General features: G+C 72.3%; 25 protein-coding genes. 8 read left to right on the top strand and 17 right to left on the bottom strand.

Annotated elements, in window-relative coordinates; translation table 11 throughout:
• Positions 1–66: 66 nt before the first annotated feature.
• Positions 67–705, bottom strand: a complete 639-nt coding sequence (locus ACLHRZ_RS28760) for a hypothetical protein (RefSeq protein ID WP_490421474.1) — start codon at positions 703–705, stop codon at positions 67–69.
• A 306-nt stretch (positions 706–1,011) separates the two neighbouring features.
• On the opposite strand from ACLHRZ_RS28760, the gene ACLHRZ_RS28765 reads away from it, so the two are divergent.
• Entirely contained in the window at positions 1,012–1,791 is a 780-nt protein-coding gene (locus tag ACLHRZ_RS28765) for an SIR2 family NAD-dependent protein deacylase (protein ID WP_490421475.1), read from the top strand.
• A 32-nt stretch (positions 1,792–1,823) separates the two neighbouring features.
• Here the strand turns inward: ACLHRZ_RS28765 and ACLHRZ_RS28770 are convergent, their stop codons facing one another.
• A complete protein-coding gene (locus tag ACLHRZ_RS28770) occupies positions 1,824–2,093 on the bottom strand; it encodes a hypothetical protein (protein ID WP_490421476.1) in 270 nt (89 codons plus the stop codon).
• Between the two features lie 2,083 nt (positions 2,094–4,176).
• Here ACLHRZ_RS28770 and ACLHRZ_RS28775 point away from each other — a divergent pair.
• Both ACLHRZ_RS28775 and ACLHRZ_RS28780 read left to right on the top strand, forming a co-directional pair.
• A complete protein-coding gene (locus tag ACLHRZ_RS28775) occupies positions 4,177–4,401 on the top strand; it encodes a hypothetical protein (protein ID WP_490421477.1) in 225 nt (74 codons plus the stop codon).
• A 2-nt stretch (positions 4,402–4,403) separates the two neighbouring features.
• Positions 4,404–4,991 (top strand): Clp protease N-terminal domain-containing protein, encoded by a 588-nt coding sequence (locus tag ACLHRZ_RS28780; protein WP_490421478.1) that lies wholly within the window; start codon positions 4,404–4,406, stop codon positions 4,989–4,991.
• 103 nt (positions 4,992–5,094) lie between these two features.
• On the opposite strand, the gene ACLHRZ_RS28785 is transcribed toward ACLHRZ_RS28780, so the two are convergent.
• The 4 genes from ACLHRZ_RS28785 to ACLHRZ_RS28800 form a co-directional block, all read right to left on the bottom strand.
• Positions 5,095–6,513, bottom strand: a complete 1,419-nt coding sequence (locus ACLHRZ_RS28785; protein ID WP_490421479.1) for a phytoene desaturase family protein — start codon at positions 6,511–6,513, stop codon at positions 5,095–5,097.
• A 33-nt stretch (positions 6,514–6,546) separates the two neighbouring features.
• Positions 6,547–7,374 (bottom strand): inositol monophosphatase family protein, encoded by an 828-nt coding sequence (locus ACLHRZ_RS28790; RefSeq protein ID WP_490421480.1) that lies wholly within the window; start codon positions 7,372–7,374, stop codon positions 6,547–6,549.
• Between the two features lie 94 nt (positions 7,375–7,468).
• Complete coding sequence (locus ACLHRZ_RS28795; RefSeq protein WP_490421481.1) at positions 7,469–9,268, bottom strand: gamma-glutamyltransferase family protein; 1,800 nt, start codon at positions 9,266–9,268, stop codon at positions 7,469–7,471.
• Positions 9,269–9,273: 5 nt separating this feature from the next.
• Positions 9,274–9,744, bottom strand: a complete 471-nt coding sequence (locus ACLHRZ_RS28800) for a DUF3761 domain-containing protein (RefSeq protein ID WP_490421482.1) — start codon at positions 9,742–9,744, stop codon at positions 9,274–9,276.
• A gap of 218 nt (positions 9,745–9,962) precedes the next feature.
• Here ACLHRZ_RS28800 and lplAB point away from each other — a divergent pair, with 218 nt between their 5' ends.
• Positions 9,963–11,018 (top strand): lipoate-protein ligase LplAB, encoded by a 1,056-nt coding sequence (gene lplAB, locus ACLHRZ_RS28805; protein WP_490421483.1) that lies wholly within the window; start codon positions 9,963–9,965, stop codon positions 11,016–11,018.
• A 374-nt stretch (positions 11,019–11,392) separates the two neighbouring features.
• Positions 11,393–11,695, top strand: a complete 303-nt coding sequence (locus ACLHRZ_RS28810) for a hypothetical protein (protein ID WP_336413932.1) — start codon at positions 11,393–11,395, stop codon at positions 11,693–11,695.
• An 88-nt stretch (positions 11,696–11,783) separates the two neighbouring features.
• Here ACLHRZ_RS28810 and ACLHRZ_RS28815 read toward each other — a convergent pair whose 3' ends face one another.
• The 4 genes from ACLHRZ_RS28815 to ACLHRZ_RS28830 are packed head-to-tail and all read right to left on the bottom strand — an operon-like array spanning position 11,784 to position 16,343.
• Positions 11,784–12,782: a TIGR03842 family LLM class F420-dependent oxidoreductase gene (locus ACLHRZ_RS28815; protein WP_490421484.1), complete on the bottom strand. Its 999-nt coding sequence runs from the start codon at positions 12,780–12,782 to the stop codon at positions 11,784–11,786.
• A 14-nt stretch (positions 12,783–12,796) separates the two neighbouring features.
• Positions 12,797–14,200, bottom strand: coding sequence for a dihydropyrimidinase (hydA, locus tag ACLHRZ_RS28820; protein WP_490421485.1), 1,404 nt, complete (start codon positions 14,198–14,200; stop codon positions 12,797–12,799).
• A complete protein-coding gene (locus tag ACLHRZ_RS28825) occupies positions 14,197–15,471 on the bottom strand; it encodes an aspartate aminotransferase family protein (protein WP_490421516.1) in 1,275 nt (424 codons plus the stop codon). Before ACLHRZ_RS28825 ends, hydA begins: the two co-directional genes overlap by 4 nt.
• A gap of 29 nt (positions 15,472–15,500) precedes the next feature.
• Positions 15,501–16,343, bottom strand: coding sequence for a nitrilase-related carbon-nitrogen hydrolase (locus tag ACLHRZ_RS28830; protein ID WP_490421486.1), 843 nt, complete (start codon positions 16,341–16,343; stop codon positions 15,501–15,503).
• A 186-nt stretch (positions 16,344–16,529) separates the two neighbouring features.
• On the opposite strand from ACLHRZ_RS28830, the gene ACLHRZ_RS28835 reads away from it, so the two are divergent.
• Positions 16,530–17,090, top strand: coding sequence for an isochorismatase family protein (locus ACLHRZ_RS28835; RefSeq protein ID WP_490421487.1), 561 nt, complete (start codon positions 16,530–16,532; stop codon positions 17,088–17,090).
• Here ACLHRZ_RS28835 and ACLHRZ_RS28840 read toward each other — a convergent pair.
• The 3 genes from ACLHRZ_RS28840 to ACLHRZ_RS28850 form a co-directional block, all read right to left on the bottom strand.
• Entirely contained in the window at positions 17,079–18,128 is a 1,050-nt protein-coding gene (locus tag ACLHRZ_RS28840) for a ligand-gated ion channel (RefSeq protein ID WP_490421488.1), read from the bottom strand. The two genes, ACLHRZ_RS28835 and ACLHRZ_RS28840, sit on opposite strands and share 12 nt — an antisense overlap.
• 93 nt (positions 18,129–18,221) lie before the next feature.
• Positions 18,222–20,045, bottom strand: coding sequence for a gamma-glutamyltransferase (gene ggt / locus ACLHRZ_RS28845; RefSeq protein ID WP_490421489.1), 1,824 nt, complete (start codon positions 20,043–20,045; stop codon positions 18,222–18,224).
• 312 nt (positions 20,046–20,357) lie between these two features.
• Complete coding sequence (locus ACLHRZ_RS28850) at positions 20,358–21,248, bottom strand: SGNH/GDSL hydrolase family protein (protein WP_490421490.1); 891 nt, start codon at positions 21,246–21,248, stop codon at positions 20,358–20,360.
• A gap of 172 nt (positions 21,249–21,420) precedes the next feature.
• On the opposite strand from ACLHRZ_RS28850, the gene ACLHRZ_RS28855 reads away from it, so the two are divergent.
• On the top strand, positions 21,421–21,867 hold the full coding sequence (locus ACLHRZ_RS28855) for an RrF2 family transcriptional regulator (protein ID WP_490421491.1): 447 nt from the start codon (positions 21,421–21,423) through the stop codon (positions 21,865–21,867).
• A gap of 78 nt (positions 21,868–21,945) precedes the next feature.
• Entirely contained in the window at positions 21,946–23,127 is a 1,182-nt protein-coding gene (locus ACLHRZ_RS28860) for a globin domain-containing protein (RefSeq protein WP_490421492.1), read from the top strand.
• Here the strand turns inward: ACLHRZ_RS28860 and ACLHRZ_RS28865 are convergent.
• From ACLHRZ_RS28865 to ACLHRZ_RS28880, 4 genes are read right to left on the bottom strand one after another with little or no spacing between them, the layout of a single operon-like run.
• Positions 23,082–23,990 carry an amino acid ABC transporter permease gene (locus tag ACLHRZ_RS28865; protein WP_490421493.1) on the bottom strand — a complete coding sequence of 303 codons (909 nt, stop codon included), beginning with the start codon at positions 23,988–23,990 and terminating at the stop codon, positions 23,082–23,084. The two genes, ACLHRZ_RS28860 and ACLHRZ_RS28865, sit on opposite strands and share 46 nt — an antisense overlap.
• Complete coding sequence (locus tag ACLHRZ_RS28870) at positions 23,987–24,631, bottom strand: amino acid ABC transporter permease (protein WP_490421494.1); 645 nt, start codon at positions 24,629–24,631, stop codon at positions 23,987–23,989. The genes ACLHRZ_RS28865 and ACLHRZ_RS28870 overlap by 4 nt, the downstream gene beginning before the upstream one ends.
• Positions 24,628–25,536, bottom strand: coding sequence for a glutamate ABC transporter substrate-binding protein (locus tag ACLHRZ_RS28875; protein ID WP_490421495.1), 909 nt, complete (start codon positions 25,534–25,536; stop codon positions 24,628–24,630). Before ACLHRZ_RS28875 ends, ACLHRZ_RS28870 begins: the two co-directional genes overlap by 4 nt.
• 14 nt (positions 25,537–25,550) lie before the next feature.
• Positions 25,551–26,294: an amino acid ABC transporter ATP-binding protein gene (locus ACLHRZ_RS28880; RefSeq protein ID WP_490421496.1), complete on the bottom strand. Its 744-nt coding sequence runs from the start codon at positions 26,292–26,294 to the stop codon at positions 25,551–25,553.
• Positions 26,295–26,504 lie beyond the last annotated feature (210 nt).

Raw genomic sequence — 26,504 nt, forward strand, 5'->3', positions numbered from 1 at the left:
TGGCCCGGCCATTGCTGGCGGGCCACCGGCGGTTCCTCAGGGGGTGCGGGCACTACGGAACGACGCTCACCGTTTGGGCGGTCTGGAGGGCGCCGCCGGGACGGTGCCCGGCGGCCGGCCCTGGTCGGTCTTCGGGGAGGCGGGGGCCACGGGGGCGCTCGGCCGCGGGGGCGCGGCGGGTTTCACCGGCGCCGCGGGATTCCCCTTGGGCGGCCGCGAGGGGGCGACGGCGCCGTTCCCCTTGGGGGCGAGGGGCCGGGGAGGGCCACCGGGCTTCACGGGCCCCGAGGGTTTCGCGGGACCGACGGGTTTCGCGGGAGCAACGGGTTTGCCGTGCCCCTGGCCCTTGCTCCCCTTGCCGCCGGGCGCCTGGTAGACCCCTCCTGTGGCGCCGCCCGCACGGCAGAGCGGCACCACCCCGTAGCTCTTCACGAAGTGCGCGCTCATCCAGCCGTTGTGGTTCTCGGCGAGCCGGTACCAGTAGCGATTGCCCTGCACGGTCTCGCCCTGGAGCTTGCAGGCGATGAGGACCCCGTCCCCCGGCCCGCGGCTGTCGATGACCTTCGAGGTGGTCGTCGACCCGTTGCGCACGTACTGTCCCGTACGGGAGACCACCATGCCGGGCACCCGGCTGCTGTGCCCGTCCCCCGCGATGGCGAACGCGGCGCCGCCCGCCGTGGCACACAGGGCGAGCGTCACCCCCATGGCGGCGGCTCCGCGCCCTGTCACAAAGAACGCGGCCCGAGTCTTAAAAAGCGACATGTCGCCCCTTCCACTCACAGAGACTCTGAAGTGGCACAGGAACATATTTGTCGTAATACAGCGGCGAGACGGGTCCGGTCCCTGGTCCGGATGCCGCTCTCTCATCACCCACGCGAGGGACCTACGGACATACAGAACGACTCCACGCAGGTGACCGGCGCCGCGCGCCGGAAAAGTCGACACATCCATAGATCATTGACGACCGAATTGTTCTCGCCGGACGCCCGGCAGCCCGCCTACCCTCGCGCCATGAGCAGCGGCGAGCACACGCGTCCGGGCGACCACCCCCTGGTGGCCATCCTCAGCGGGGCCGGGATCTCCACCGACTCCGGCATCCCCGACTACCGCGGGCCCGACGGGCTGTGGCGCCGCGACCCCGAGGCCGAGAAGCTCGTCACGTACGCGTACTACATGTCCGACCCGGCCGTCCGGCGGCGCTCCTGGCAGATGCGGCTCGCATCCCCGGCGCGGCACGCACGCCCGAACGCCGCCCACGAGGCCGTCGTCCGGCTGGAGCGGTCCGGCACCCCGGTACGCGTCATCACACAGAACGTCGACGGGCTGCACCAGTCGGCAGGCCTGCCGGAGCGCAAGGTGCTCGAACTGCACGGCACCGCACGGGCGGTGACGTGCACGCGCTGCAAGGCCCGTTCGGACATGACGGAGGCGCTCGCCCGGGTGGAGGCGGGCGATCCGGACCCGGCCTGCACGGTGTGCGGCGGCATCCTGAAGTCGGCGACGGTGATGTTCGGCGAGGGGCTGGATCCGGCGGTCCTGGGCGAGGCGGTGGCCGTGACCAAGGCGTGCGACGTCTTCATCGCGGTCGGTACGAGCCTGACGGTGCATCCGGCGGCCGCGCTCGCGGGCCTGGCGGCCGATCACGGGGCGCGGCTGGTCATCGTGAACGCAGAGCCGACCCCCTATGACGAACGGGCCGACGAACTGGTGCGGGAGCCGATCGGGAGCGCGCTGCCGATACTCCTGGAGCGGTACACGGCACAGGGCGGGCCCGGTGGCTCCGCCACCTGACCCGCCCTGCCGGGCTCGGGGTGTCCCTCCGGTCACGTCGGCAGACAGACCCCGTAGACCCTCAGCGTGACGGCGGTCGGGCTCGTGTTGTTCACGCCCACCAGGTACACGTTCTCCTCGAAGCTGGGATAGGCGTTGATCATCTGCAGGGTGCCGTCCCAGTTGCCGACCTGGAAGTAGCCGCCGCCGACGATCCGTGAATCCGCAGGGCAGGCCGGGCTCTTCAGGACGACGCGCTGTCCCGCGGGCGTCGGGGCGCGGGCGGCCGTGCCCGGGACGGTGAACTCCTGCTGGAGCAGCACGGGTCGTGCGCCGCCGCCGGCTCCGCTCGCGGGCCCGGGAGGACCAGGAGGACCGGCGGGGCCGACGGGGCCTGCCGGCCCTTGGGGACCGGCCGGCCCGGCGGGACCGACCTGGCCGAGGGGGCCGGGAGGGCCTACGGGACCGGTGAGTCCGGTCGGCCCCATGGGGCCGGTGGGGCCGCTCGGACCGGCAGGGCCGGCGGGACCGACGAGCCCTTGCGGGCCGAGGGGTCCGACGGGGCCGGCCGGGCCCACCGGCCCCACGTCTCCCCTGTCGCCCTTCGGCCCCATGGGACCGGTCAGTCCGTTGGCTCCTGCAGGCCCTTGAGGCCCGGCAGCCCCCACGGGTCCCGCGGGACCGGCAGGGCCCATGGGCCCCTGAACTCCCACGGGGCCCGTGGCCCCTTGCTCTCCCCTGTCACCTCTGGGGCCAGTGGAACCGATGGGACCGGTGGGCCCTGCGGGACCGGACGGGCCGGTGGGTCCGGCCGGCCCCCCGGGACCTGCCGGCCCCACAGCACCCACGGGCCCTGCGGGACCCGTGGCACCCGGATCGCCTCTGTCCCCCTTGGCCCCCTGCGGCCCGACGGGACCTTGCGCACCGACCGGGCCGAGAGGCCCCGTGGGGCCCACATCCCCCTTCGGCCCCACGGGGCCGAGAGGGCCGGTGGGGCCGGCCGGGCCCATGGGGCCGAGGGGACCGACAGGGCCGGTCGGGCCTACGGCACCCGGGGCGCCCTTGGGTCCCGCAGGGCCGAGGGGACCGACGGGACCCACAGGACCGGCAGCACCGGTGGGCCCCGCAGGGCCTGCGATGCCCGGGTCACCCTGGGGGCCCACCGGCCCGACCGGACCGGTCGGGCCCACAGGACCCGCAGGGCCCACCGCACCCGGATCTCCCTTGGCCCCTGCAGGACCCGCGGGACCTACAGCACCCGGGTCACCCTTGGGTCCCGCAGAACCAACGGGCCCCGACGGTCCTGCAGGACCCGTTGGTCCCACAGAACCTGTCGCCCCCGCAGGACCCACGCCACCCTTCGGACCACCCGGCCCCTGCGGACCGGCAGGTCCCGTCGGACCCGCGGCTCCGGGGTCACCCTTCGGACCCGCAGGGCCCACCGCGCCCCAATCCCCTTTCTCACCCTTCTCACCCTTTTCGCCCTTCGGGCCAGCAGGCCCCTGAGGCCCCGGGCCCCCGGGGCCACCCGGATCCCCCTTGTCGCCCTTCGCTCCGGCCGGCCCCGGCCGCCCCGGCGGTCCTGTGGGACCCGGCGCCCCTCCCGCCCCCTCTGCATCGCCCCTGTCCCCCTTCGGCCCGGCCGGTCCCGCAGGCCCCGGGTTGCCCTTGTCCCCCTTCGGGCCGACGGGCCCCTGTGGCCCGGCAGGCCCCACCGCCCCCGCCGTCCCCTTCGGGCCGGTGGACCCGGCACCGCCCTTGCCGCCCTGCCCGCCGCTCGCCCCGCCCCCGCACAGCGGCACCTCCCCCGAGCTCTGCACGTAGTGCGCGCTCATCCACCCGGCGCGGTCGGCGAGTTGGTACCAGTAGCGGTCTCCCGACACGACCTCGCCGACGACCTTGCAGGCGATGAGGACCCGTTCGCCGGAGACACGCGTACCGACGATCCGCGAGGTGGTCGTGGGCTCGCTGCGCACGTGCTGGCCCGTACGGGAGACCACCTTCCCGGACACCCCGTTCTGCTCGTTGCCGCCGGCGAGGCCGAACGCGGCCCCGCCCGCCGACGCGCACAGCGCGAACACCACGCCCGTCGTCACAGCGCCGCGCCCCGGCATCGACGGCGTCGTTCGCCCTCGAAATAGCGACATGTCTCTCCTTTCACTCTCAGGGACCCTCGAGTGGCACAGGACCACACGGCCGGGAACGCCCTGCCGAGACGGGCCCAGGCCTTGGCCCGGATGCCATCGACGCATCACCCCGACAGGGGATGTGCGGGCATACAAAACGACTCCATGAGGGTGGCGGCGACCCTCAAGAGTCGATGTATAGACAAAGTCGGGGCATTGCACCCTGCATCCACGTCAACGAACGTTGACACGTCGGCGCCCGTCAACCTACATTGACACCATGGCCGGAACGGATGCGAAGGACGCGCTCGGTACCACCGAGGCCGCCATGAACGCCGACCCCCGCGTGGGGCTGCGCGCCGTCGCCGCGCTGCGGCGGCTCGTCGAGCGGCTGGAGGCCTTGCAGGTCGGCAACGCGCGTCAACAGGGCTGGTCCTGGGAGGAGATCGGGGCCGCCCTGGGAGTCAGCAGGCAAGCAGTGCACAAGAAACACGCCAGGAGGTAGGCATGTTCGAGCGGTTCACCAAAGAAGCCCGCACCGTCGTCGTCCTCGCGCAGGAGGAGGCGCGGATGCTGAACCACGCGTGGATCGGCAGCGAGCACTTGCTGCTCGGCATCGCCTCCCGCGCCGGGGTGCCCGGCGCGGCCACGCTGGAGCGGCTCGGCGTGACGCCCGCGGCCTGCCGGGCCGCGCTCGCGCCGGCCGCGGCGGGCGAGCTCGACGCGGAGGACGCGGCCGCGCTCAGCGCCATCGGCATCGACCTCGATGCCGTACGGGACCGGGCCGAGGAGGTGTTCGGCCCCGGCGCACTGGACCGCGCCGCAACACCCGAGCAGGCGCGGGGGCGTTGGCGCAGGGCCGCGAAGGGCGCACCGAAGGGGCACATCCCGTTCACGCCCCGCGCGAAGAAGGCGCTGCAGCGTTCACTGCGGGAAGCGCTGGCCCGTAAGGAAAACACCATCGGCACCCAGCACGTGCTGCTGGGGATCCTCGACCCGGAGGACAAACCGGCCGCCGAGCTGCTGGCCAGGCTCGGCACGGACATGGAGGCCGTACGAGCAGGCCTGCTGACGGAGTTGGAACAGGCCGCCTGAACACGCCTGGCGCCCCGAACCTGGTGCCCCGTAAGGGGCGCGGGGAACTGCGCGATCAGCCGCAACGAACCCGCAGTCGACGCACCACCCCGCCCCCGAAAGCTCAGCGCGAGCGCCGCAGGCTGCGCCACACCGCCTTGGCCGCGTGGTGGCCGCACATGCCGTGCACCCCGGGGCCGGGCGGGGTCGCCGAGGAGCAGAGGAAGACGGCGGGGTGCGCCGTGGCGTACGGCACGCGGGCCAGCCGGGGCCGGACGACCAGCCGCAGGGCCGCGACCGAGCCGATCGCGATGTCGCCGCCCACGTAGTTGGCGTTGCGGATCGCGAGCTGCGGCGGCCCGGCCGTGGCGCGGGCGAGGACGAGGTCGCGGAACCCCGGTGCGAAGCGCTCCAGTTGGCGCTCGATCACCTCGGTCGCGTCGCCCTCCCAGCCGTTGGGCACGTGGCCGTACACCCAGAACGTGTGCTTGCCCTCGGGGGCGCGGCTGGGGTCCACCAGGGTGGGCTGGGCCGTGATGAGGAAGGGGACGGACGGGTCGCTGCCGTCGAGCGCGGCGCCCAGGGCGCTCCTGATCTCCCCGTAGGTGGGGCCGATGTGGACCGTGCCGGCCTTGCGGGCCGGCTCGGCGGTCCACGGGACGGGGCCGTCCAGCGCGTAGTCGATCTTGAAGACGGAGGGGCCGTACCGGTAGTTCGCGAACACGTTGCCGAGCCCGGCGATGCGGGCCATGGCCGTGGGCGAGGTGTCGAAGACGTAGGCGCGGGCGGGCGGCAGGTCGTCCAGGCGCTTGACCTCGAAGCCGGTGTGGATCGTGCCGCCCAGGGCGCGCAGGTACCCGGCGAGGGCGTCCGCGATGGACTGCGAACCGCCGCGCGGCACGGGCCAGCCGCCCTCGTGGGCGGCGATCGCGAAGAGCAGGGCCATGCCGCCGGTGCCGAAGCCGGTGAGCGGGGCAATGCCGTGGGCGGCGAGCCCGGCGAACATGCCGCGGGCCTTCTCGTCGTGGAAGCGGCGGGTGAGCAACGCGGCGGACTGGGCGGCGACCAGGCCGAACCGGGCGTAGGTGACGGGGTCGCGCGGCAGCCCGTCCCACTGGGTGCGCAGGAAGTCCGCGGCGAGCGTGGGCCACTTGCCGTGGAAGGGCGCGACGAGCCGACGGTAGGTGCCCGCGTCGCGCGGCCCGAGCGAGCCGGCCGTCTCGCCGACCAGGCGGGAGAGCACGGCGGCCGTGCCGTCGGGGAAGGGGTGGGCCATCGGCAGCTCGGGGTGGACCCACTCCAGCCCGTACCGGGAGAGCGGCATGGCGGTGAAGGCCGGCGAGCGGACGCCCAGCGGGTGCACGGCGGAGCAGGGGTCGTGGCGGAAGCCGGGGAGGGTCAGCTCCTCGGTGCGGGCGCCGCCGCCGATGCCCTCGGCGGCCTCGTACACCTCGACCGCCAGGCCGCGGCGGGCCAGTTCGACGGCGGCGGTGAGCCCGTTGGGCCCGGCCCCTACAACGACCGCGTCGAGCATGGTGGCCACCGGTCGGACTCCCCTCGTCCCCTGTGCACTGCGTCAGCCGGCGGTCGCCAGCAGCCCCAGCATATGCCGCAGCGTCGCCGCGTCCCGGGCGGCCGCGAACGGCAGGGCGTTGCCCCCGGTGATGCGGAAGGGCTCGCCGGCGACGGTGCTGCTCGCGCCGCCCGCCTCGGCGACCAGCAGCAGCCCTGCGGCGTGGTCCCAGGCGTTCTCCCAGGAGAAGGCCAGGCCGTCGAGCGATCCCTGGGCGACGTGCAGGTATTCGAGACCCGCCGAGCCGCAGGGGCGCGGGGTGACGTCTTCGGTCAGCAGCGTGCCGAGGATGCGCTTCTCCTCGGGCGTGGTGAAGTCGTAGTGCGATATGGCGACTTCGAGGTGCTTGCCGGGCTCGGGCGAACCGCTGCGTATCGGCTCGCCGTTGAGCACCGCTCCCCCGCCGCGGCGGGCGACGGCCATCAGGTCCAGGGCGGGGGCGTAGGTCCAGGAGGCGAGCAGCTCGCCGTGGTGGGCGAGGCAGACGAGGGTGGCGAAGCCGGGGTCGCCGTGGACGAACTGCCGGGTGCCGTCGACCGGGTCGACGATCCACACCGGGGCGTCGCCGCCGAGCGCGGCCAGGACGGACGGGTCGGCGTGCACCGCTTCCTCGCCGACGACCACGGAGCCGGGCAGCAGCGCGGTGAGATCCGCCGTGAGGCGCTCCTCCGCGAGCCGGTCGGCGACGGTCACCAGGTCGTGCGGGCCGTTCTTCTCGACGATCTCGTCCGCGGCGAGCTGTCGGAACCGCGGCATGATCTCGGCGGCCGCGGCCTTGCGGACCGCTTCCTCGACGTCGTTCAGATCACCCGCGAGAAACTCATCGATCATGCATCCATCGAACCATGCCCCACCGACAATCGGTGAGGCCCGGGTGTATGCAGCACATACCGGAGGTGAACAGGTGTCCGACCGGGCCCGCGGCTCAGCGCCCCACGGCGTACCCCTGCATCCCGCGCGGGTTGGCGGCGGCCGACAGCACCCCGGTCTCCGGGTCGCGGAACACGGCGCACAGCCGACCCTCCGACCACGGCCCTCCCACGGTCACGTCGTGCCCCCGGCGCCGCAGCTCCACGATGATCTCCTCACCGATGCGGGACTCGACGGTGACGCTGCCGGGCTGAGCCCGGCGCGGGTGGAAGGAGCCGGGGAAGCCCGACTGGTGCCAGTTGGGCGCGTCGACGGCGCCCTGGAGGTCGGGCCCGCCGCGCCAGGCGGGGCGCAGGGCGACGGCGAGGAGGAAGTGCAGCTGCCACTGGTCCTGTTGATCGGCGCCCGGGGTGCCGAAGGCCAGCACCGGCTCGCCGCCGCGCAGCGCGAGGGAGGGCGACAGGGTGGTGCGCGGACGGCGGCCGGGGGTGAGGGAGCTGGGCAGCCCCGGTTCCAGCCAGGTCATCTGCAGCCGGGTGCCGAGCGGGAAGCCGAGCTCCGGTGCGACGGGGTTGGACTGCAGCCAGCCGCCGCTGGGCGTCGCCGAGATCATGTTGCCCCAGCGGTCGACGACGTCGACGTGACAGGTGTCACCGTGGACCGCACCGTTCATGGCGACGTTCGGCTCGCCCTCGCCGATGTCGACCCGCCTGTGCTCCTCCCCCGCGTCCGCCGGGACCGCGGCCAGGCGTGGGGTGCGGCCGTCCGGGCTGCCGGGGCGCAGGTCGTACGAGGCCGTGGCGCCGATCAGGGCGCGGCGGGCCGCGTTGTACTCGCCGGAGAGCAGGGTGCGCAGCGGCACGTCGGTGCCCCCGGCGGCGTCCCCGTACCAGGCCTCGCGGTCGGCCATGGCGAGCTTGCCGCCCTCGACCAGGGTGTGGACGTAGTCCGCGGTGCCGTACTCCGGCAGCGCGTCCGGCAGCAGGGCGAGCTGCTGGAGCAGGACCGGGCCCTGGGACCAGGGGCCGGGCTTGCAGACCGTCCACCCGTTCCAGTCGTACGTCACCGGGTCCTCGTACGTGGCCCGGAAGCCGGCGAGGTCGTCGCCGGTGAGGGTGGCGGTGTGCCGCTCGCCGCTGGTGTCGAGGGTGGGTCGGGCGGCGGTGCGCAGCAGTGCCTCGGCGATGAAGCCCTCGCGCCAGGTCCGGCGCGCGGCGTCGATCCGGTGCTCGCGGCTGCCGCCCGCCGCGTCGGCCTCGGCGAGGAGGCGGCGCCAGGTGGCGGCGAGCGCGGGGTTGCGGAACAGCCGGCCCATGGCCGGAGGTCTGCCGCCGGGCAGGTACAGCTCGGCGGAGGCCGCCCACTCGGGCCCGCTCCGGAACAGCCGCTCCACGGCCGCCACGGACCGGCCCACGCTCCCGACGGGGGCGTGCCCGGCTTCCGCGTACCCGATGGCGTGGCCGAGGACCTCGGCGAGCGGCTTGGTGCCGTGGTCGCGCAGCAGCAGCATCCAGGCGTCGAACGCCCCCGGCACGGCGGCCGCGAGGGGCCCGGTGCCGGGGACGAGGGAGAGGCCGAGCGAGGTGTAGTGCGCGATGCTCGCCCCCGCGGGCGCCGGCCCCTGCCCGCACAGCACCTGCACCGGCCCGCCGGCCGGCGCGAACACGGCGGGCATGTCCCCGGCGGGCCCGTTGAGGTGCGGCTCCACCACGTGCAGCACGAACCCGGCCGCCACGGCGGCGTCGAAGGCGTTGCCGCCGGTCTCCAGCACGGCCATGGCGGACTGGGAGGCGAGCCAGTGGGTGGAGGACACCATGCCGAAGGTGCCCTGCAGGGTGGGGCGCGTGGTGAACATGTCGTCTAGGAAGGCAGATTCCTCAGCCACTGCGCAACACCGCCGTGGTGGGAGCATGTTCCGCGGCGGTGGGCGGAGAAGGAGTACGAGCCGTCGCTGCAGAGGGCGGACGCACCGCTGTGCGCCTCGCCGGATCCGCCGGAGGACGATCCGGAACCACTGCCTCCGGAGGTGGTGTCCACACCCCCGCCACCGGAACCGCCGGATCCGGTGCGGGCCTTCTCCGACGGTGTGTGCTCCGCCTCGGGTGTCGGGGGCGGGGTGGGCGACGGGGTGGGCGTGGCGGACTCGGCAGCCGGCCCGGGCTCCGTCGGCGGTGCCGGCGAAGTCGACACGGCCGCAGCCGGCGTCGATGTGGCTCCCGGAGACGCGCCGCCGTCCGCGTCGTCGCAGGCGACGGTGGACAGCCCCAGGGCCAATACGGCCGCCAGCGCGGCGCCGGCCCGTCTCGCACGGTGTCCGGTGAACGTCCTCACGATCAGGATCCCCCCTGATGCACTGCTGCACGAAACGATTCCGCGCATGGCTCCGCACCCGGTCGCGAGCCGGCGCCCGGCTGATCCGGGAGAGCGGTGTGGGGGTGCGGCGAGTCTAAGTGGCACTGCGGTGGATCTGATACCAGATGGCCGGGATACGGTTTATTTCGTTGCCGACTGCACCGGTCGGCGGGGAGAAGCACACGGGAGGATGCACCGTGCACGGTGAGTACAAGGTGCCGGGCGGCAAGCTCGTCGTCGTGGATCTGGACGTCGCGGGAGGAGCGCTCCGCAACGTCCGTGTCGCGGGCGACTTCTTCCTCGAGCCCGACGAGGCGCTCCTCGACATCAACCGCGCCCTCGAAGGCGCCCCCGCCGATCTGACCGCGCCGGAGCTCGCGGCGCGGGTCGACGCGGCGCTGCCCGAGGGCACCGTGATGTTCGGGTTCTCCTCCGAGGCCGTGGCCGTCGCGGTGCGGCGGGCGCTGGCCAATGCGACGGACTGGCATCACTACGACTGGCAGCTGATCCACGCCGGCCCCCAGTCCCCCGCCCTGCACATGGCCCTCGACGAGGTGATCACCGCCGAGGTCGCCGCCGGGCGCCGGCCGCCGACCCTGCGGGTGTGGGAGTGGGGTGCCCCGGCCGTGGTCATCGGCAGTTTCCAGTCGCTGCGCAACGAGGTCGACCCGGAGGGCGCGGCCCGGCACGGGATGACGGTGGTGCGGCGGATCTCCGGGGGCGGTGCGATGTTCATCGAGCCGGGGAACACCATCACGTACTCGCTCAGCGTGCCGGAGGCCCTCGTGCAGGGGCTGTCCTTCGCGGACAGCTACGCCTACCTGGACGACTGGGTGCTCGGCGCCCTGGAGGGCATGGGCGTGAAGGCCTGGTACCAGCCGCTGAACGACATCGCCACCGAGGCCGGGAAGATCGCGGGGGCGGCACAGAAGCGGATGGTCTCCGGCGACGGTGCGGTGCTGCACCACGTGACCATGGCCTACGACATCGACGCCGACAAGATGACGGACGTCCTCCGCATCGGCCGGGAGAAGCTCTCCGACAAGGGCACCAAGAGCGCCAAGAAGCGCGTGGACCCGCTGCGCCGGCAGACCGGGCTGCCCCGGGCCGAGGTCATCGAGCGGATGATCGGCACCTTCCGCAGCCGCTACGGGCTCGCGGACGGCGCGGTCACACCCGAGGAGATGGCGCGGGCCGAGGAACTGGCCGCGACGAAGTTCTCGACGGAGGAATGGACCGCGCGCGTCCCGTAGCGGGAGCGCGCTCCGGCGCCCCCGGAGCGCGTCAACCGTGCATCGCCGGACACCCGGCGTGCCGGACAGGAGCGGCCCATGGCCGGGAGTGTGTGACTCGCGTCACATCTGACGCGGCCCAGGCGGGGATACGGGCGGGAATGAGCCAACTCCCCACCTGCACAAGGGGTTTCTCCCTGTATACCCTCTCTCGCACCCGCGGCCGTGAACCGACGGTCTCCCCCCGCCTCTTCCGGTCAGCGGCATTCGCTCTCCAGCCACGACGGGACCGTGCCTAACGTGGTGGGCAGCCGGGGAGAAGCCCCGGTCCGGTTCCAGGAGGTGCGGACATGGCCAACGCGGACTTCCCCGCAGGGTCGAGGATGACCCGGAACATGGCGTTCACATCCGGAAGCGGCAACACCCTGCTGCGCCTGCAGGAGGACGGCAACCTCGTCGTCTACAAGGTGACCGGCGAGCCCAAGCCTGCCTGGCAGGCCGAGGGCGCCTGGCACCAGGGCTACGAGGCCATCATGCAGGAGGACGGCAACTTCGTCCTCTACAACCGCGACCGCAGGGCTGTCTGGGCCTCGAACACCTCCGGCCACCCCGGAGCCGTCCTCGTCGTCCAGGACGACCACAACGTGGTCATCTACTCCAAGGGACAGGCGATCTGGCAGACCAACACGGCCGGCTGACGCCGTTCACGGCGTGAGCCGAGGAGGCCGCGGGCCGGGCGCGCAGTGTCGCCCGGGGCCCCGCGGCCTCCGCCGCGTCAGGCGGGAGTCACGCGAAGGCCGGGATCAGATGCTCCCCGTACGCATCAACGGTCGCCTCCCGCGCATCGTGCATCGCATACACCGCGAACTGGTCCACCCCCAACTCCCTCAGCTGCTCCAGCCGTTCGCGGTGCGCGGCGACCGGGCCCAGCAGGCAGAAGCGGTCCACGATGTCGTCCGGCACGAAGTCCGTGGACGGGTTGTCCGCCCGGCCGTGGTGGCTGTAGTCGTAGCCGTGCCGCTGCTTGATGTACGCGGTCAGGGTCTCGGGGACGGCCCCCGAGGCCTCCCCGTACCGCTCGACCAGGTCGGCCACGTGGTTGCCCACCATGCCGCCGAACCACCGGCACTGCTCCCGCGCGTGCGCCATGTCGTCGCCCACGTACGCGGGCGCGGCCACGCAGATCGTGACGGACGCGGGGTCGCGGCCGGCCTCCGCGGCCGCGTTCCGCACCGCCTTCACCATCCACTCCGTCAGGTACGGGTCGGCGAGCTGGAGGATGAAGCCGTCCGCCTCCCGCCCGGCCAGGGCCAGCGCCTTGGGCCCGTACGCGGCCATCCACACCGGGAGCCGGCCGTCGCGGACCCACGGGATGCGCAGGGCCGTGCCGTGGACGTCCGTCTCGCGGCCCTCGGCGAGGTCGCGGATGATGCGCATCGACTCGCTGAGCGCGGCCAGGGTGTTCGGCCTGCGGCCCGCGACCCGCATCGCCGAGTCGCCGCGGCCGATGCCGCACACCGTGCGGTTGCCGTACATGTCGTTGAGGGTGGCGAAGGTGGAGGCGGTGACCTCCGGGGTGCGGGTGGAGGGGTTGGTGACCATGGGGCCGACGATCAGCCGCTCGGTCCGTTCCAGGATGCGGCTGTAGATGACGAACGGCTCCTGCCACAGCACGGCCGAGTCGAAGGTCCAGCCGTAGCGGAAGCCTGCCTGCTCGGCGCGGCGCATGAGCTCCACGACGGCGGTGGCGGGCGGGTCGGTCTGCAGGACGAGGCCGAAGTCCACGGTGCACGTGCTCCTTACGGGAGGTACTGACAGGTGGTGCGGGGGATGTAGCGGCCGTGTCCGGCGCGTCCGGTGAACGTCCGCCGGTCGATGACGACGTCGCCGCGGGACAGGACGGTCTCGGCCTGTCCGGTGATCTCCTTGCCCTCGTACGCCGAGTAGTCGACGTTCATGTGGTGGGTCCGGGCGGAGAGGGTCTGACGGGCCTGCGGGTCGTAGACGACGATGTCGGCGTCGGCGCCCGGGGCGATGGTGCCCTTGCGCGGGGCCAGGCCGAACATGCGGGCGGGGGCGGCGCAGGCGATCTCGATCCACCGGCGGCGGGTGAGGTGCCCGTCGACGACGGCCTGGTGGAGGAGGTCCATCCGGTTCTCGATGCCGGGCAGGCCGTTGGGGATCTTCGAGAAGTCGCCGCGGCCGAGCTCCTTCTGGCCTGCGAAGCAGAACGGGCAGTGGTCGGTGGAGACCACCTGGAGGGCGTCCGTGCGCAGCCCGCGCCAGAGCGCCGCCTGGTGTTCGCGGGGGCGCAGCGGCGTGGAGCAGACGTACTTGGCGCCCTCGAAGCCCGGTTCGGCGAGGTTGTCGGTGGACAGGAACAGGTACTGCGGGCAGGTCTCGCCGAAGACCGGCAGCCCGGCCGTGCGGGCCTGCGCGAGCTCCGCGACGGCCTCCTGCGCCGAGACGTGCACGACGTACAGCGGGCTGCCGGCGACGCGCGCGAGCTGGATCGCGCGGTGGGTGGCCTCGGCCTCCAGCAGGGCCTTGCGGACCTCGCCGTGGAAACGGGGGTCGGTCCGCCCTGCGGCGAGGGCCTGTTCGACGAGGACGTCGATGGCGATGCCGTTCTCCGCGTGCATCATGATCAGGCCGCCGTTGCCGGAGGCCCGTTGCATGGCGCGCAGGATCTGCCCGTCGTCGCTGTAGAAGACGCCCGGGTAGGCCATGAAGAGCTTGAAGGAGGTCACCCCCTCGCCGACCAGGAGGTCCATCTCCTTCAGCACGCCCTCGTTCACGTCGGAGAGGATCATGTGGAAGGCGTAGTCGACGGCGCACTGTCCCTCGGCCTTGGCGTGCCAGGTGTCGAGCCCCTCGCGCAGCGCCTGCCCGCGCGGCTGGACGGCGAAGTCGACGATCGTGGTGGTGCCGCCCCAGGCGGCGGCCCGGGTGCCGGTCTCGAAGGTGTCGGAGGAGGCGGTGCCGCCGAAGGGGAAGTCGAGGTGGGTGTGGCCGTCGACGCCGCCGGGGATGACGTACTTCCCGGTCGCGTCGATGGTGCGGTCGGCCGTCCAGCCCTGGGCGTACGCGCTGTCGGGCGCGGCCAGTGCCGCGATCGTGCCGCCCTCGACGAGGACGTCGGCGTGCATCTCCTCGGCGGCGGTGATGACGAGCCCGCCGCGGATGACGGTCCGTCGGGTCATGGCCGTTCCTTCCCGCCGATGGTGTCCTGGACCCGGCGCAGCACGCCTTCGAGGATCTCCGCGCCCTGTCCGGCCTCGGCGACGGTGAGGGTGAGCGGCGGGGCGATGCGCAGGGTGTGGCTCTCGCGGCCGCCCTTGCCGATCAACAGCCCGGCCTCGCGGGCGTGTTCGAGGGCGAGGGAGGCGGCGCGCGGCGAGGGTGTGCCGTCGGGTTCGGCGAGCTCGACGCCGATCATGAGTCCGCGGCCGCGGACCTCGCGGACCACGGCCAGGCTCGCGGCGGCTTCGCGCAGCCGCTCGATCAGCAGGCCGCCGACGCGGCGGGCGTTGCCCTGCAGGTCGTGTTCCAGCAGGTGGGTGAGGTTGGCGAGGCCGGCCGCCATGGTGACGGGGCTGCCGCCGAAGGTGGAGATGGAGTTGGCGTCGAGGCAGTTCATGACCTCGGCGCGGGCGACGACGCCGCCGACCGACATGCCGTTGCCGATGCCCTTGGCGAAGGTGAGCAGGTCCGGCGGGCCGCTGGCGGCGTGGGCCTGCCAGCCCCAGAAGTGGTCGCCGGTGCGGCCCCAGCCGGTCTGCACCTCGTCGGTGATCCACAGGATGCCGTGCCGCTGCAGCACGTCGCGGAAGGCCGCGTAGAGGCCGTCGGGCGGGGCGGTGAACCCGCCGACGCCCTGGACGGGTTCGGCGATCAGGGCGGCGACGGTGCCGTGCACTTGACCGAGCATGTCCTCCAGGTCCGCCACGCACGCCGCGGTGAACTCCGCGTCGGACAGCTGCGCGTACGGGCCCCGGCTGCGCACCCCGCCGTGCACGTAGAGCGTCTGCAGCGGGGAGAGACTGGTGGGCGACCAGCTGGAGTTGCCGGTGATGCCGACGGCGGAGAAGGAGCGGCCGTGGTAGCTGTTGCGCATGGCCAGCACCTGGTTGGAGCGCCGGTACGTGGTGGCCAGCAGGAGGGCCGCGTCGTTGGCCTCGGTGCCGGAGGTGGTGAAGAAGACGCGCGCGTCGGGGATGCCGGAGAGGGCGGCGATGCGTTCGGCGAGTTCGACCATGTGCCGGTCGAGGTAGAGGGTGGAGGTGTGCAGGATGCGGCCCGCCTGCTCGGCGACGGCCTTGGTGACCTCGGGCAGCGCGTGGGCGGTCATGGTGGTGAGGATGCCGCCGAAGAAGTCCAGGTAGCGCCGGCCGGCGGCGTCCCACACGTACCGGCCCTCGCCGTGGGTGAGTTCGAGCGGCTCGCGGTAGTAGAGGGCGAGCCACTCGGGCATGACGGCGCGGTGCCGCGCGTGCAGGCCGGTCACGGCCGGGCCAGCCCGTCGTAGGCGTCGGGGCGGCGGTCCCGGTAGAAGGCCCACTGCCGGCGCACCTGGTCGATGAGGCCGAAGTCCAGGTCGCGGACGACGAGTTCCTCCTTGGTGTCGCTCGCGACGTCGCCGACGAACTGCCCGCGCGGGTCGACGAAGTACGAGGTGCCGTAGAAGTCGTTGTCCCCGTACTCCTCCTGACCGACGCGGTTGATGGCGGCGACGAAGTACTCGTTGGCGACGGCTGCCGCGGGCTGTTCGAGCTGCCAGAGGTAGGCGGACAGGCCGCGCGAGGTGGCGGAGGGGTTGTAGACGAGCTGGGCGCCGTTGAGGCCGAGCTGCCGCCAGCCCTCGGGGAAGTGGCGGTCGTAGCAGATGTAGACGCCGATGCGGCCGACTGCCGTCTCGAAGACCGGCCAGCCGGCGTTGCCCGGCTTGAAGTAGTACTTCTCCCAGAAGCCCTTGACCTGGGGGATGTGGTGCTTGCGGTACTTGCCCAGGTAGCTGCCGTCGGCGTCGACGACGGCGGCGGTGTTGTAGTAGAAGCCGGACTGCTCGACCTCGAAGACCGGCACCACGATCACCATGCCGGTCTCGCGGGCGAGGCGCTGCATCCGCTGCACGGTGGGCCCGTCGGGGACGGGCTCGGCCCAGCGGTAGTGCTCGCTGTCCTGCACCTGGCAGAAGTAGGGCGCGTTGAAGACCTCTTGGAACCCGATCACCTTGGCGCCCTGCGCGGCGGCGGCGCGGGCGTGTTCCTCGTGCTTGGCGATCATCGACTCGGTGTCGCCGGTCCAGGTGGCCTGGACCAGGGCGGCGCGGACAACGTTGGCCATGAGCTGCTCCTCTGCCGGAACGGCTTGCGCCTGGCGGGCACGCGAAGATCCGCTCCGCGTGGGGATGGATGCGACCGTAGGACCCGTCACACGCTGTGGCAAGACCATCGCTCCCGTGGTTTGCCGGAGGCACGGCATCAACAGGGAAGCTTGCAAGTTTCCCTTTTCATTTCATAGACTGCCGGCATGACTGCCACCACGCTCGACCCCCGGACCGCACTCGTCCTCATCGATCTCCAGAACGGCATCACCGCCCTGCCGACCGTCCACCCCGCCGACGAGATCGTCGGACACGGCGCCCGCCTCGCCGAGGCGTTCCGCAAGCACGGCCTGCCGGTGGTCCTCGTCCGTGTCGTCGCCGCACCTCCGGGACGGGCGGACGTCGCCGGGCACGCGGGCGAGTTCCCGGCCGCGTTCGCGGAGCTGCGGCCCGAACTGGGCTGCACGGACGGGGACATCGTGGTGACGAAGCGCCAGTGGGGCGCGTTCTACGGCACCGACCTGGACCTGCAGCTGCGGCGGCGGGGCGTCACCCAGATCGTGCTGGCGGGCATCTCGACGAGCATCGGCGTCGAGTCGACGGCGCGCTCCGCGCACGAGCACGGGTACCACGTGACGATCGCGACGGACGCGGTCACGGACCTGGACGCGCAGGCGCACCGCAACAGCCTGGAGAAGATCTTCCCGCGGCTCGCGGAGACGGGCACCACGGACGAGGTCATCGCGCTGCTCGCGTCACGACAGTGACAGGAACACCAGGGCGACCGCGACCGCGCAGTACCCCACCAGACCCAGCACCGCCGCGCGGCGGTTGAGGCGTTCCACCTTCGCCGGGTCGTCCCCGTCGACCGTCCAGCGCCAGCACAGCACCGTGGCCAGCACGGCGAGGAGGACGTAGGCCAGGGTCAGCAGGTGCAGCCAGTCGACGAGCGTCAGCCCGCGCGTGCTGGTGACCACCGTGCCGACCTGCTGCATGTTCAGCATCACGACGAACAGCCCGCCGCCCAGCAGGGCCAGCCGGCTCTGCAGGGAGTCCAGGCGCTCGGCGATGCCCAGCTCCCGGTGGTGTGCGGGCAGCAGGAACGTCGCCGTGACGAGCAGCAGCGTGAGGTACAGCGGACCGGTCAGCTTCCAGAAGACGGTGGGGTCCTCGCGCACCAGGTCGGCCTCGATGACGACCGCGCTGCGGGTGCTGCCCGCACCGCGCGGCAGCGCGGGGTCGCCGAAGTTGGTGGGGAAGCTCCGCTCGGCCGGGGCCAGCCGGAAGCCCGTCAGCTTCCATCCGTCGGGCGCGATCGCCATGTTGTGGGCCGAGTTCGTGTTGTCCGGGGTGAACCGGAAGTGCCCGGTGTCGGAGTTGGCCGTGAGCACGATCTCCAGCCGGTGCCGGTCGAAGGGGAAGGCACGCAGGTCCCAGTCCTGCCGGAACGTCCCCTGCACCCGCACCAGATCGCGGAACAGACCCCGGGACTCCGACAGCCTGGAGTCGTCCTTCTGCGGGGTGTTGCCGTTGCTGAACGCCACCGTGGGCAGCGGGTCCAGATCCTTCTGCGGGCACACGGACCACAGGGTGAACCGGGCGTCGAAGGAATGCTTGATGGGATCCAGGTTGTACAAATCGTTGAGATAGGCACCGAGTTCGCACGTGGGAACCGCCGACGGCGCGGCAGCGGCCGGGGCTGCGGACCACAGCCCCAGCGCCGCCACCACACCGGCCAGCAGGACCGACACGGCCATGCCGGCGAGCAGGACCCGCCGGCCGACATGAACTGCACACTCCCCCACGGGACTTATGCTGTGCAGCACCCGCCCGGGTCAATCGGATCGGCGGACCGATCCACTCGTACGGGGGATGGCTCGCTGCTCAGCGCGAGCCGCTCAGTGCGACGGGCCGTCCGGCCGCACCACCATCGCCGAGCCGCCGCCGCGCCGCACCTTCTCCGCCGCCGCCAGCCATCGCCCGTCCGGCAGGCGCTGCACCCCGGTCGCCGCGCCGATCTCCGGGTTCAGGGTGAACGCGTGCCCCCGCGCCTCCAGCAGGGCGCGCAACGGGCTGTTCCACAGGCCCGGTTCGAGCTCGGTCTGCGCCGCGTTGCGCTGACTGGCCCGCGGTGCGGCGATGGCGTCGACGAGCGGCATGCCGCGGTCCACGTGGTTGAGGAAGGTCTGCAGCACCGTCGTGATGATCGTCGCGCCGCCGGGCGAACCGAGCGCGAAGGCGGGCCTGCCGTGGTCCAGGACGATCGTCGGCGCCATCGAGGAGCGCGGGCGCTTGCCGGGGCCGGGCAGGTTGGGGTCGTGCACGCCCGGGGTGACGGGGGTGAACGAGAAGTCGGTCAGCTCGTTGTTGAGCAGGAACCCGCGCCCGGGCACGGTGATGCCGCTGCCGCCCGTCTGCTCCAGGGTGAGCGTGTAGGCGACGACATTGCCCCACTTGTCGGCCACCGTCAGATGCGTGGTCTGCTGCCCCTCGTACGGCGTCGGGGCGGGCGTGCCGGCCCGCGTGCCGCACGGCGCCGGGTGGCGCGGGTCGCCGGGGGCCAGCGGACTGGTCAGCACCTTGTCGTCCTTGACGAGGCAGGCGCGCGAGTCCGCGAACTTCTCGGACAGCAGCCCCTTTTCGGGGACGCTCTCCTGCGCCGGGTCGCCGACCCACCGGTTGCGGTCGGCGAAGGCGATCCGGCTCGCCTCGATGTAGCGGTGCAGATAGGTCGCCCGGTCCGCCTTCCGGAGGTTGCCGCGTTCCAGGATGTTGAGGGCCTCCCCCATCGTCGTGCCGCCGGAGGAGGACGGGGCCATGCCGTAGACGTCGAGCCCGCGGTACGCCACCCGGGTCGGCGCCTGCTGCTCGATCCCGTACGCCGCCAGGTCCTTCACGGTCAGGCCGCCGGGGCGCGCCAGGCGGTGCGAGGCCGGGTCGACGGGCGGCTTGCGGACGGTGCGTACGAGGTCGCGCCCCACGGCGCCGTGGTAGACGGCACCCATTCCCTGCTCGGCCAGCAGGGCATAAGTACGGGCCAGGTCGGGGTTCTTGAGGGTGCTGCCGACGGCGGGCGGCTTCCCGCCCGGCAGGAAGATCTTGGCGGTGGCGGGGAAGTCCTTGAAGCGCGCCTGGTTGTCGGCGGTCTGCTGGCGGAAGGTGGCGTCGACGGTGAAGCCGTTGCGCGCCAGCCGCTCGGCCGGGCGCAGCACTTGGGCGAGCGGCCGGCTGCCCCAGTTGCGCAGGGCGGTGTCCCAGGTGGCGGGGGTGCCGGGCGTGCCGACGCTGAGGCCGCTGGTGACGGCGTCGGCGAAGGCGATCGGCTTGCCCTTCTCCAGGAACAGGTCCTTGGTCGCGTCGAGCGGGGCGCGTTCGCGGCCGTCGAGCGTGGTGACCTTGTGCGTACGGGCGTTGTAGTAGACGAAGTAGCCGCCCCCGCCGATGCCGGCGGAGTAGGGCTCGGTGACGCCGAGGGCGGCGGCGGTGGCCACGGCCGCGTCGACCGCGTTGCCGCCCTTGCGCAGCACCTCGATGCCCGCGGCCGTGGCATTGGCGTCGACACTGGCGACCGCGCCGCCGTACCCGGCGGCGACGGGGGACTTCGGGGGCGGTGCGGCGGCAACGGACGCGTGGGCGGGGGCCGTTGCGGCCCCGCCGACGAGCGCGGCCGCCGCGACGAGAACGGGCAGGCGCCGGTGGGTGGTCGGTCTCGCGAGGGTCACCACTACCTCCATTCGGCCGGACGGGCCCCGGAGCCTACCGCCCCGTAGGGGCGCGGCGACAGGTCCGGGCGCGCCCGGCGCGATACCGCGCCCCGTAAGGGGCGCGGGGAACTGCGCGAGCAACCACAACAGACCCGCAGCCGACGACCGACCGGCCCGCGCCCGTAGGGGCGCGGGGAACTGCGCGACAAGCCACGGACGGCCCGCAGCCGAGGTTCTCGGGGCTTTCACCCCGGCCCCCCCGGGGGGCGTCGGCTGCAGGCCGGCGGTGGCTGATCGCGCAGTTCCCCGCGCCCCTACGGGGCACCGCCCTCAGTGCCGGCGCAGCGCGCCGGAGACCGAACCCGCCATCGCCCGCTCCCCCTTGGCATTGGGATGGAACGGCGCAGCCGGACTCTCGGGGTGAACGCCCTCGATCCACCGCTCGGCAGCCGGCTCGCACACGTCGTGACCGACCGTCGTCCGGTACGTGTCGACGTACCGGACGTGCGCCTTGCGCGCCTGCTGCCGCAACATCGCATTCAGCCGCTTCTCGGTGTCACGCAGATACACAACGTCGCCCGCGGCGATCGGCACGGCCGGGAAACACCCGGCCCCGCTGTCCGGCATGATCGCGGGGTAGCCGACGAGCGCGACACGGGCGTGCGGTGCGCGCTGGTGAACGGCCTTGAGCACCTTGGCGATCTTGGGGGCGGCATCGTTGATGCGGTTGACGAGCTGGTCGGCGCCGCCCGCGGTGAACTGCTTGCGGCACGGGGCGCCGGCCGGGTCGGTGGGCGACAGCTGCGCGCAGGTGCCGATGATGCTGCCGAAGCCGATGTCGTTGCCGCCGATGCCGACGGTGACGAGGGTGGTGCGCTTGCTCAGGGCGTTCAGCTGGGGCGGGTTGGCGCCCTGCGCGCGCCACATGTCGTCCGTGGTGGCGCCGCTGCAGCTGACGTCCTTGAAGGAGGACGCGTGCAGCTTCTTGGCCGTCAGCGAGGGGTAGTTGACGCTGGAACGGGCGCAGTCGCCGCCGGACTGCTGCGGGATGCCGGGGCCGGAGGTGTAGGAGTCGCCGAGGGCGACGTAGGCCTCGCCGCCGCGGGTGGCCGGGGCGGCGGCCGCGGGGGCGGCGGCGCCGGCCGCCAGTGCCGTGGCCGCGCCGAACGCCGCCAGCGCTCTTCCGTACTGCCCACCGCGTCCATGCGCCTGCGACACCATTGCCTCCGAGAATGTCGAGAAAAGACCTGTACGCGACCACCGTTCGGTGATCAACGCCAGGCCAGATTCACCGCACGTCAACGGTCTGTCAATCCCATCGGCCCGGTGTGGCCCGGCTCCACCCCGGTGCCATTAATTGGACTCCAGAAGTCCAATTAGATAGATTGCTGCCGTGCGACTGACCAAGAGCACGGACATCGCCCTGCGCATCGCCATGCGCCTGGCGGTTGCCGACGAAGCACAGGCGCCGACCACCCGCGAAGTGGCCGGCGAGGTCGGCGTGCCCTACACGCACGCCGCCAAGGTGGTCAGCCGCCTTCAGCACCTCGGGGTCGTCGAGGCCCGCCGGGGCCGGGGCGGCGGCCTCAGCCTCACCCCCCTCGGGCGCACCGGCTCGGTCGGCCGGCTCGTGCGCGAACTGGAGGGCACCGGCGACGTCGTCGGCTGCGAGGACGAGCCGCCGTGCCCGCTGCGCTCGGCATGCCGGCTGCGCAGTGCGCTGCGCGCCGCGCAGGAGGCGTTCTTCGCCGCCCTCGACCCGCTCACCATCGAGGAGCTGACCGGCCCGCCCACCGGACCGGTCCTGCTGAGCCTGAGCCCGCACCCCCCGCAGACCTGACAGACCCTCCCCCCCGGGGGCGCTTTCTCGCGCCCTTTAATGCGAATTTAAGATGCAAGTTAAGGAGCTGAGCCGTCGATGCTGTCACCCAAGTCGACCGAGGTCGTCCGCGCCACCCTGCCCGCGGTCGGCGGTGCGATAGGCGAGATCACGCCGCTCTTCTACAACAAGCTCTTCACCGCCCGCCCGGAGCTGCTGCGCGACCTGTTCAACCGCGGCAACCAGGCCAACGGCAGCCAGCAGCAGGCCCTTGCGGGCTCCATAGCCGCGTTCGCCTCGGCGCTGGTCGAGCACCCGGACGTCCGCCCCGACGCGATGCTCGCGCGCATCGCGCACAAGCACGCGTCACTGGGCATAGCGCCCGAGCAGTACCCGATCGTCCAGGAGCACCTCTTCGCCGCGATCGTCGAGGTGCTCGGCGGCGCGGTCACCCCCGAGGTCGCGGCGGCCTGGGACGAGGTGTACTGGCTGATGGCCAACGCGCTCATCGCCCTGGAGGCGCGGCTCTACGAGCAGGCGGGCACGGCCCCCGGCGAGGCCGGGTTCCCCTGCGAGGTCGTGGGCCGCTTCCGGGAGACGGACGAGGTGACGACCTTCGTCGTGCAGCCGGCCGACGGGCGGCCGGTGCCGGCCGGGCGGCCCGGCCAGTACGTATCCGTCCAGGTGACGCTGCCGGACGGGGCGCGGCAGATCCGCCAGTACAGCCTGTCCGGACAGCCGGACGGGGCCCTGCAGTTCAGCGTCAAGCGGGTCGCCGACGGCGAGGTGTCCGCCCACCTGCACGACCACGTGCAGGTGGGGGAAACGATTCTCGTCAGCGCCCCCTTCGGTGACGTCGCCCTGGAGGACGGGGACGCGCCGGTGCTGCTCGCCTCCGCCGGTATCGGCTGCACGCCCATCGTGGGCATGCTGACGCACCTGGCCGCAACGGGCGCGCAGCGCAAGGTGATTGCGGTGCACGCCGACCGCAGCCCGGCGGTGCACGCCTTCCGGGCCGACCTGCACTCGTTGGTCGCCAAGCTGCCGGACGCCGAGGCGCACGTCTGGTACGAGACCCCTGCGGGGAGCTGGCCGGAGGAGCGGACCGGACACGTCGACCTTGCCCGAATCGACATCCCTGCAGGCACCGTCGCCTACCTCTGCGGCCCGCTGCCCTTCATGCGCGCGGTGCGCGCCCAGCTGCTGGAGGCAGGCGTGGCGCCCGCCGACATCCACTACGAGGTCTTCGGCCCGGACCTGTGGCTGGGCGCAGAGGGGTGAGTCGCCTCGGCCCCCGGCAGCAGCATGCCCGGCTCTGCCGGGGCCACCTCCACCGCATCGGTCTTGACGCTGCGCCGCTCCCAGCGCGACGCCCACGTCGCGCAGCGTGACAGCAGCATGCACATCCCGATGTAGATCGGGGAAATGATCATCACGACCGGGATGAACGGCAGGTCGTAGTCCAGGTTGCTCGCGATCAGCTTGCCCGCGTGCAGGAACTCCTCGTAGGTGATCAGGAATCCGAGCGAGGTGTCCTTCAGGGCCACGACCAGCTGGCTGATGATCGCCGGCAGCATGGCCCGTACCGCCTGCGGCACCAGCACGTACGACATCACCTGCGTCTTGCGCATGCCCAGCGAGTACGCCGCCTCCCGCTGCCCGCGCTCCACGGAGTTCACGCCGGTGCGGAAGACCTCCGCGAGCACCGAGCCGTTGTAGAGGGTCAGCCCCGTGACGAGCGCGGGCAGGGGCTGGACCTTCAGGGCCACGAAGACGAAGAAGATCATGACCAGGACCGGCATCGCCCGGAAGAACTCCACCACCACGGTGGCCGCCCAGCGCACGGCGCGGTGCTCGGACAGCCGCCCGCAGGCGAGCAGTCCGCCCAGGACGAGGGAGAGCACGGCCGCGTAGGCGAACGCCTTGAGCGTGTTGCCGAGGCCCCGGAGCAGCATCTCCTGGATGCCCTTGTACGCGAAGGGCCGCCACTTCGCCGCCGTGAACTGCTCGGTGTCGAACAGGAGATAGAGCACCAGGGCGATCACGGCCAGGATCACGGCCGTCGCCGCGACGCCGTAGAGGCGGTGCCGCCGGACGGCGAGCGGGCCGGGGATGTCGTACAGCGCGGTGCCGGTCGTGCTCATCGGGCGACTCCCCAGCGCTTCTCCAGCACATTGAACAGTGCGCTGATGGACAAGGTCACGATCAGGTAGCCGACGGCGATCCAGATGAACGACCAGACGATGCTGTAGCCGAGTTCGTTGAGCGTCTTGTACGTGCCGAGGAGTTCGGTGACGCTGAACGACCCGGCGATCGCCGAGTTCTTGGCGAGGGCGATCAGGGTCGAGCCGATGGGCGGGATGACCGAGCGGAAGGCCTGCGGCAGCACGATGCTGCCGAGGGTCTGCCCGAAGCTCATGCCGAGGCTGCGGGCCGCCTCGCCCTGGCCGGGGGGCACGGTGTTGATGCCCGAGCGCACGGCCTCGCAGATGAACGCCGAGGTGTAGCAGCCCAGGGCGAGGACGGCGAAGAGCTGGAACGGCAGGACGACGCCGAAGCGCGGCAGGCCGAGCAGCACCGCGAAGAACAGCAGGGTCAGCGGGGTGTTGCGCAGCACCGCGACCCACGCCGTGCCGAAGGCGCGCAGCGAGCCGACAGGGGCGACCCGGAACGAGGCCATCACGAAGCCGAGGGCCAGCGCGAGCAGCGAGGCGTAGACGGTGAGTTCGACGGTGCCGAGCAGGCCCTTGCCGTACAGGGAGAGGTTGTCGGTGAGGACGTTCATGAGGCGGTCCCGTAGCGGTCGACGGCGGGGGGCTGCGGGGCGGGCACCCCGGACAGGCCGAGGGTCGCGTCGTAGGCCTTCTTCCAGTCGCCGTTCTTGATGTGCGCCTCGATGGCATCGTCGAGGGCGAGGCGCAGGGCGGTGTCGGCGCGGGGCACGCCGATCCCGTAGGGCTCCCGGGAGAAGGGCTTTCCGGCCAGCCGCAGTTGGTCGGGCGCCTTGGCGGCGAAGCCCATCAGGATGGTGTCGTCGGTGGTGACGGCGTCGACCTGGAAGGTGAGGAGGTTGTCGACGCAGATCGAGTAGGTGTCGTAGGCGACGGCCTTGATCTTGGGGTAGTCGCGCTGGATGCGCTGCAGGGGGGTGGAACCGGCTGCGGAGCAGACCTTCTTGCCGTCCAGGTCCTGGGGTCCGTCGATGCCCTTCTCGTCCTTGCGGACCAGCAGCGACTGGCCGGCGATGTAGTAGGGCCCGGCGAAGCCGACCTGCTTCTTGCGGAGGTCGTTGATGGTGTAGGTGCCGACGTAGTAGTCGATCTGGCCGTTCTGCAGGGCGGTTTCGCGGTTGGCCGAGGCGATGGTGCGGAAGACGATCGTCTTCGGGTCGAAGCCGAGGGAGGCGGACATCATCTTCGCGATCTCGATGTCGAAGCCGGAGTAGACGCCGGTGGCGGGGTCCTTCTCGCCCAGGTAGGGCTGGTCCTCCTTGGCGCCGACGACGAGGTGGCCGCGGTTCCTCGCGGCACGCCAGGTGGGCGAGTCGGGCAGCTCGAAGCCGGTGGCGACGTGGTAGACGGGCAGCTGTTCGGGCTTGGGGCCCTTGACGGGCGGGCTGCCCTCCCTGCCGCAGGCGGCGGCGAGGAGGGCGACGGCGGTGAGGGCCAGTGCGGCAACGCGGCGTCGCATGTGTCGTCACCCGCTCAGTGCTTGAGGATCTTGGAGAGGAAGTCCTTGGCCCGTGCGCTCTCGGGGGCGGTGAAGAACTCCTCGGGCGTGCGGTCCTCGACGATGCGCCCGTCGGCCATGAAGACGACGCGGTTGGCGGCGGAGCGGGCGAAGCCCATCTCGTGGGTGACGACCACCATCGTCATGCCGTCCCGGGCGAGCTGCTGCATGACCTCCAGCACCTCGTTGATCATCTCCGGGTCGAGGGCCGAGGTCGGCTCGTCGAAGAGCAGCGCCTTGGGGTCCATGGCCAGCGCGCGGGCGATGGCCACGCGCTGCTGCTGCCCGCCGGACAGCTGCGCGGGGTACTTCTCGGCGTGGGCGAGCAGTCCGACGCGCTCCAGCAGCTCGCGCGAGCGCCGGTCGGCCTCCTCCTTGCCGCGCTTGCGCACCTTGACCTGGGCCAGCGAGACGTTGGCGAGCACGGTCCTGTGCGCGAAGAGGTTGAAGGACTGGAAGACCATGCCGACCTCGGTGCGCAGCCTGGCCAGCGCCCGGCCCTCCTGGGGCAGCGGCTGTCCGTCGAGGAGGATGGTGCCGGACTCCACGGGCTCCAGGCGGTTGATGGTGCGGCAGAGGGTGGACTTCCCGGAGCCGGAGGGGCCGATGATGACGACGACCTCGCCGCGTCCGACGGTCAGGCTGACGTCCTGCAGCACGTGCACTGCGCCGTAGTGCTTGTTGACGTTGCGCAGTTCGATCAACGGCTCGACGGCCATACCAGCCCTACCTGTCCTCAGCTGCCCGTAGTCGCTGCACAGCAGTCGCCGCAAATTAATCCGCCTCGGTACGGGGCTTCACCGGCGACACGCATCCGCAAGGGGATTGAGCCGGATCGGGGCCGCATCAGCCGCCATTTGCCCTAGGTACACAGACGGAGCCTGGGTACCTAGCCTGTGGGTCCATACGGGGGAGCCCGGGAGAGGAGA

This window comes from Streptomyces sp. AM25 (genome assembly GCF_058146165.1).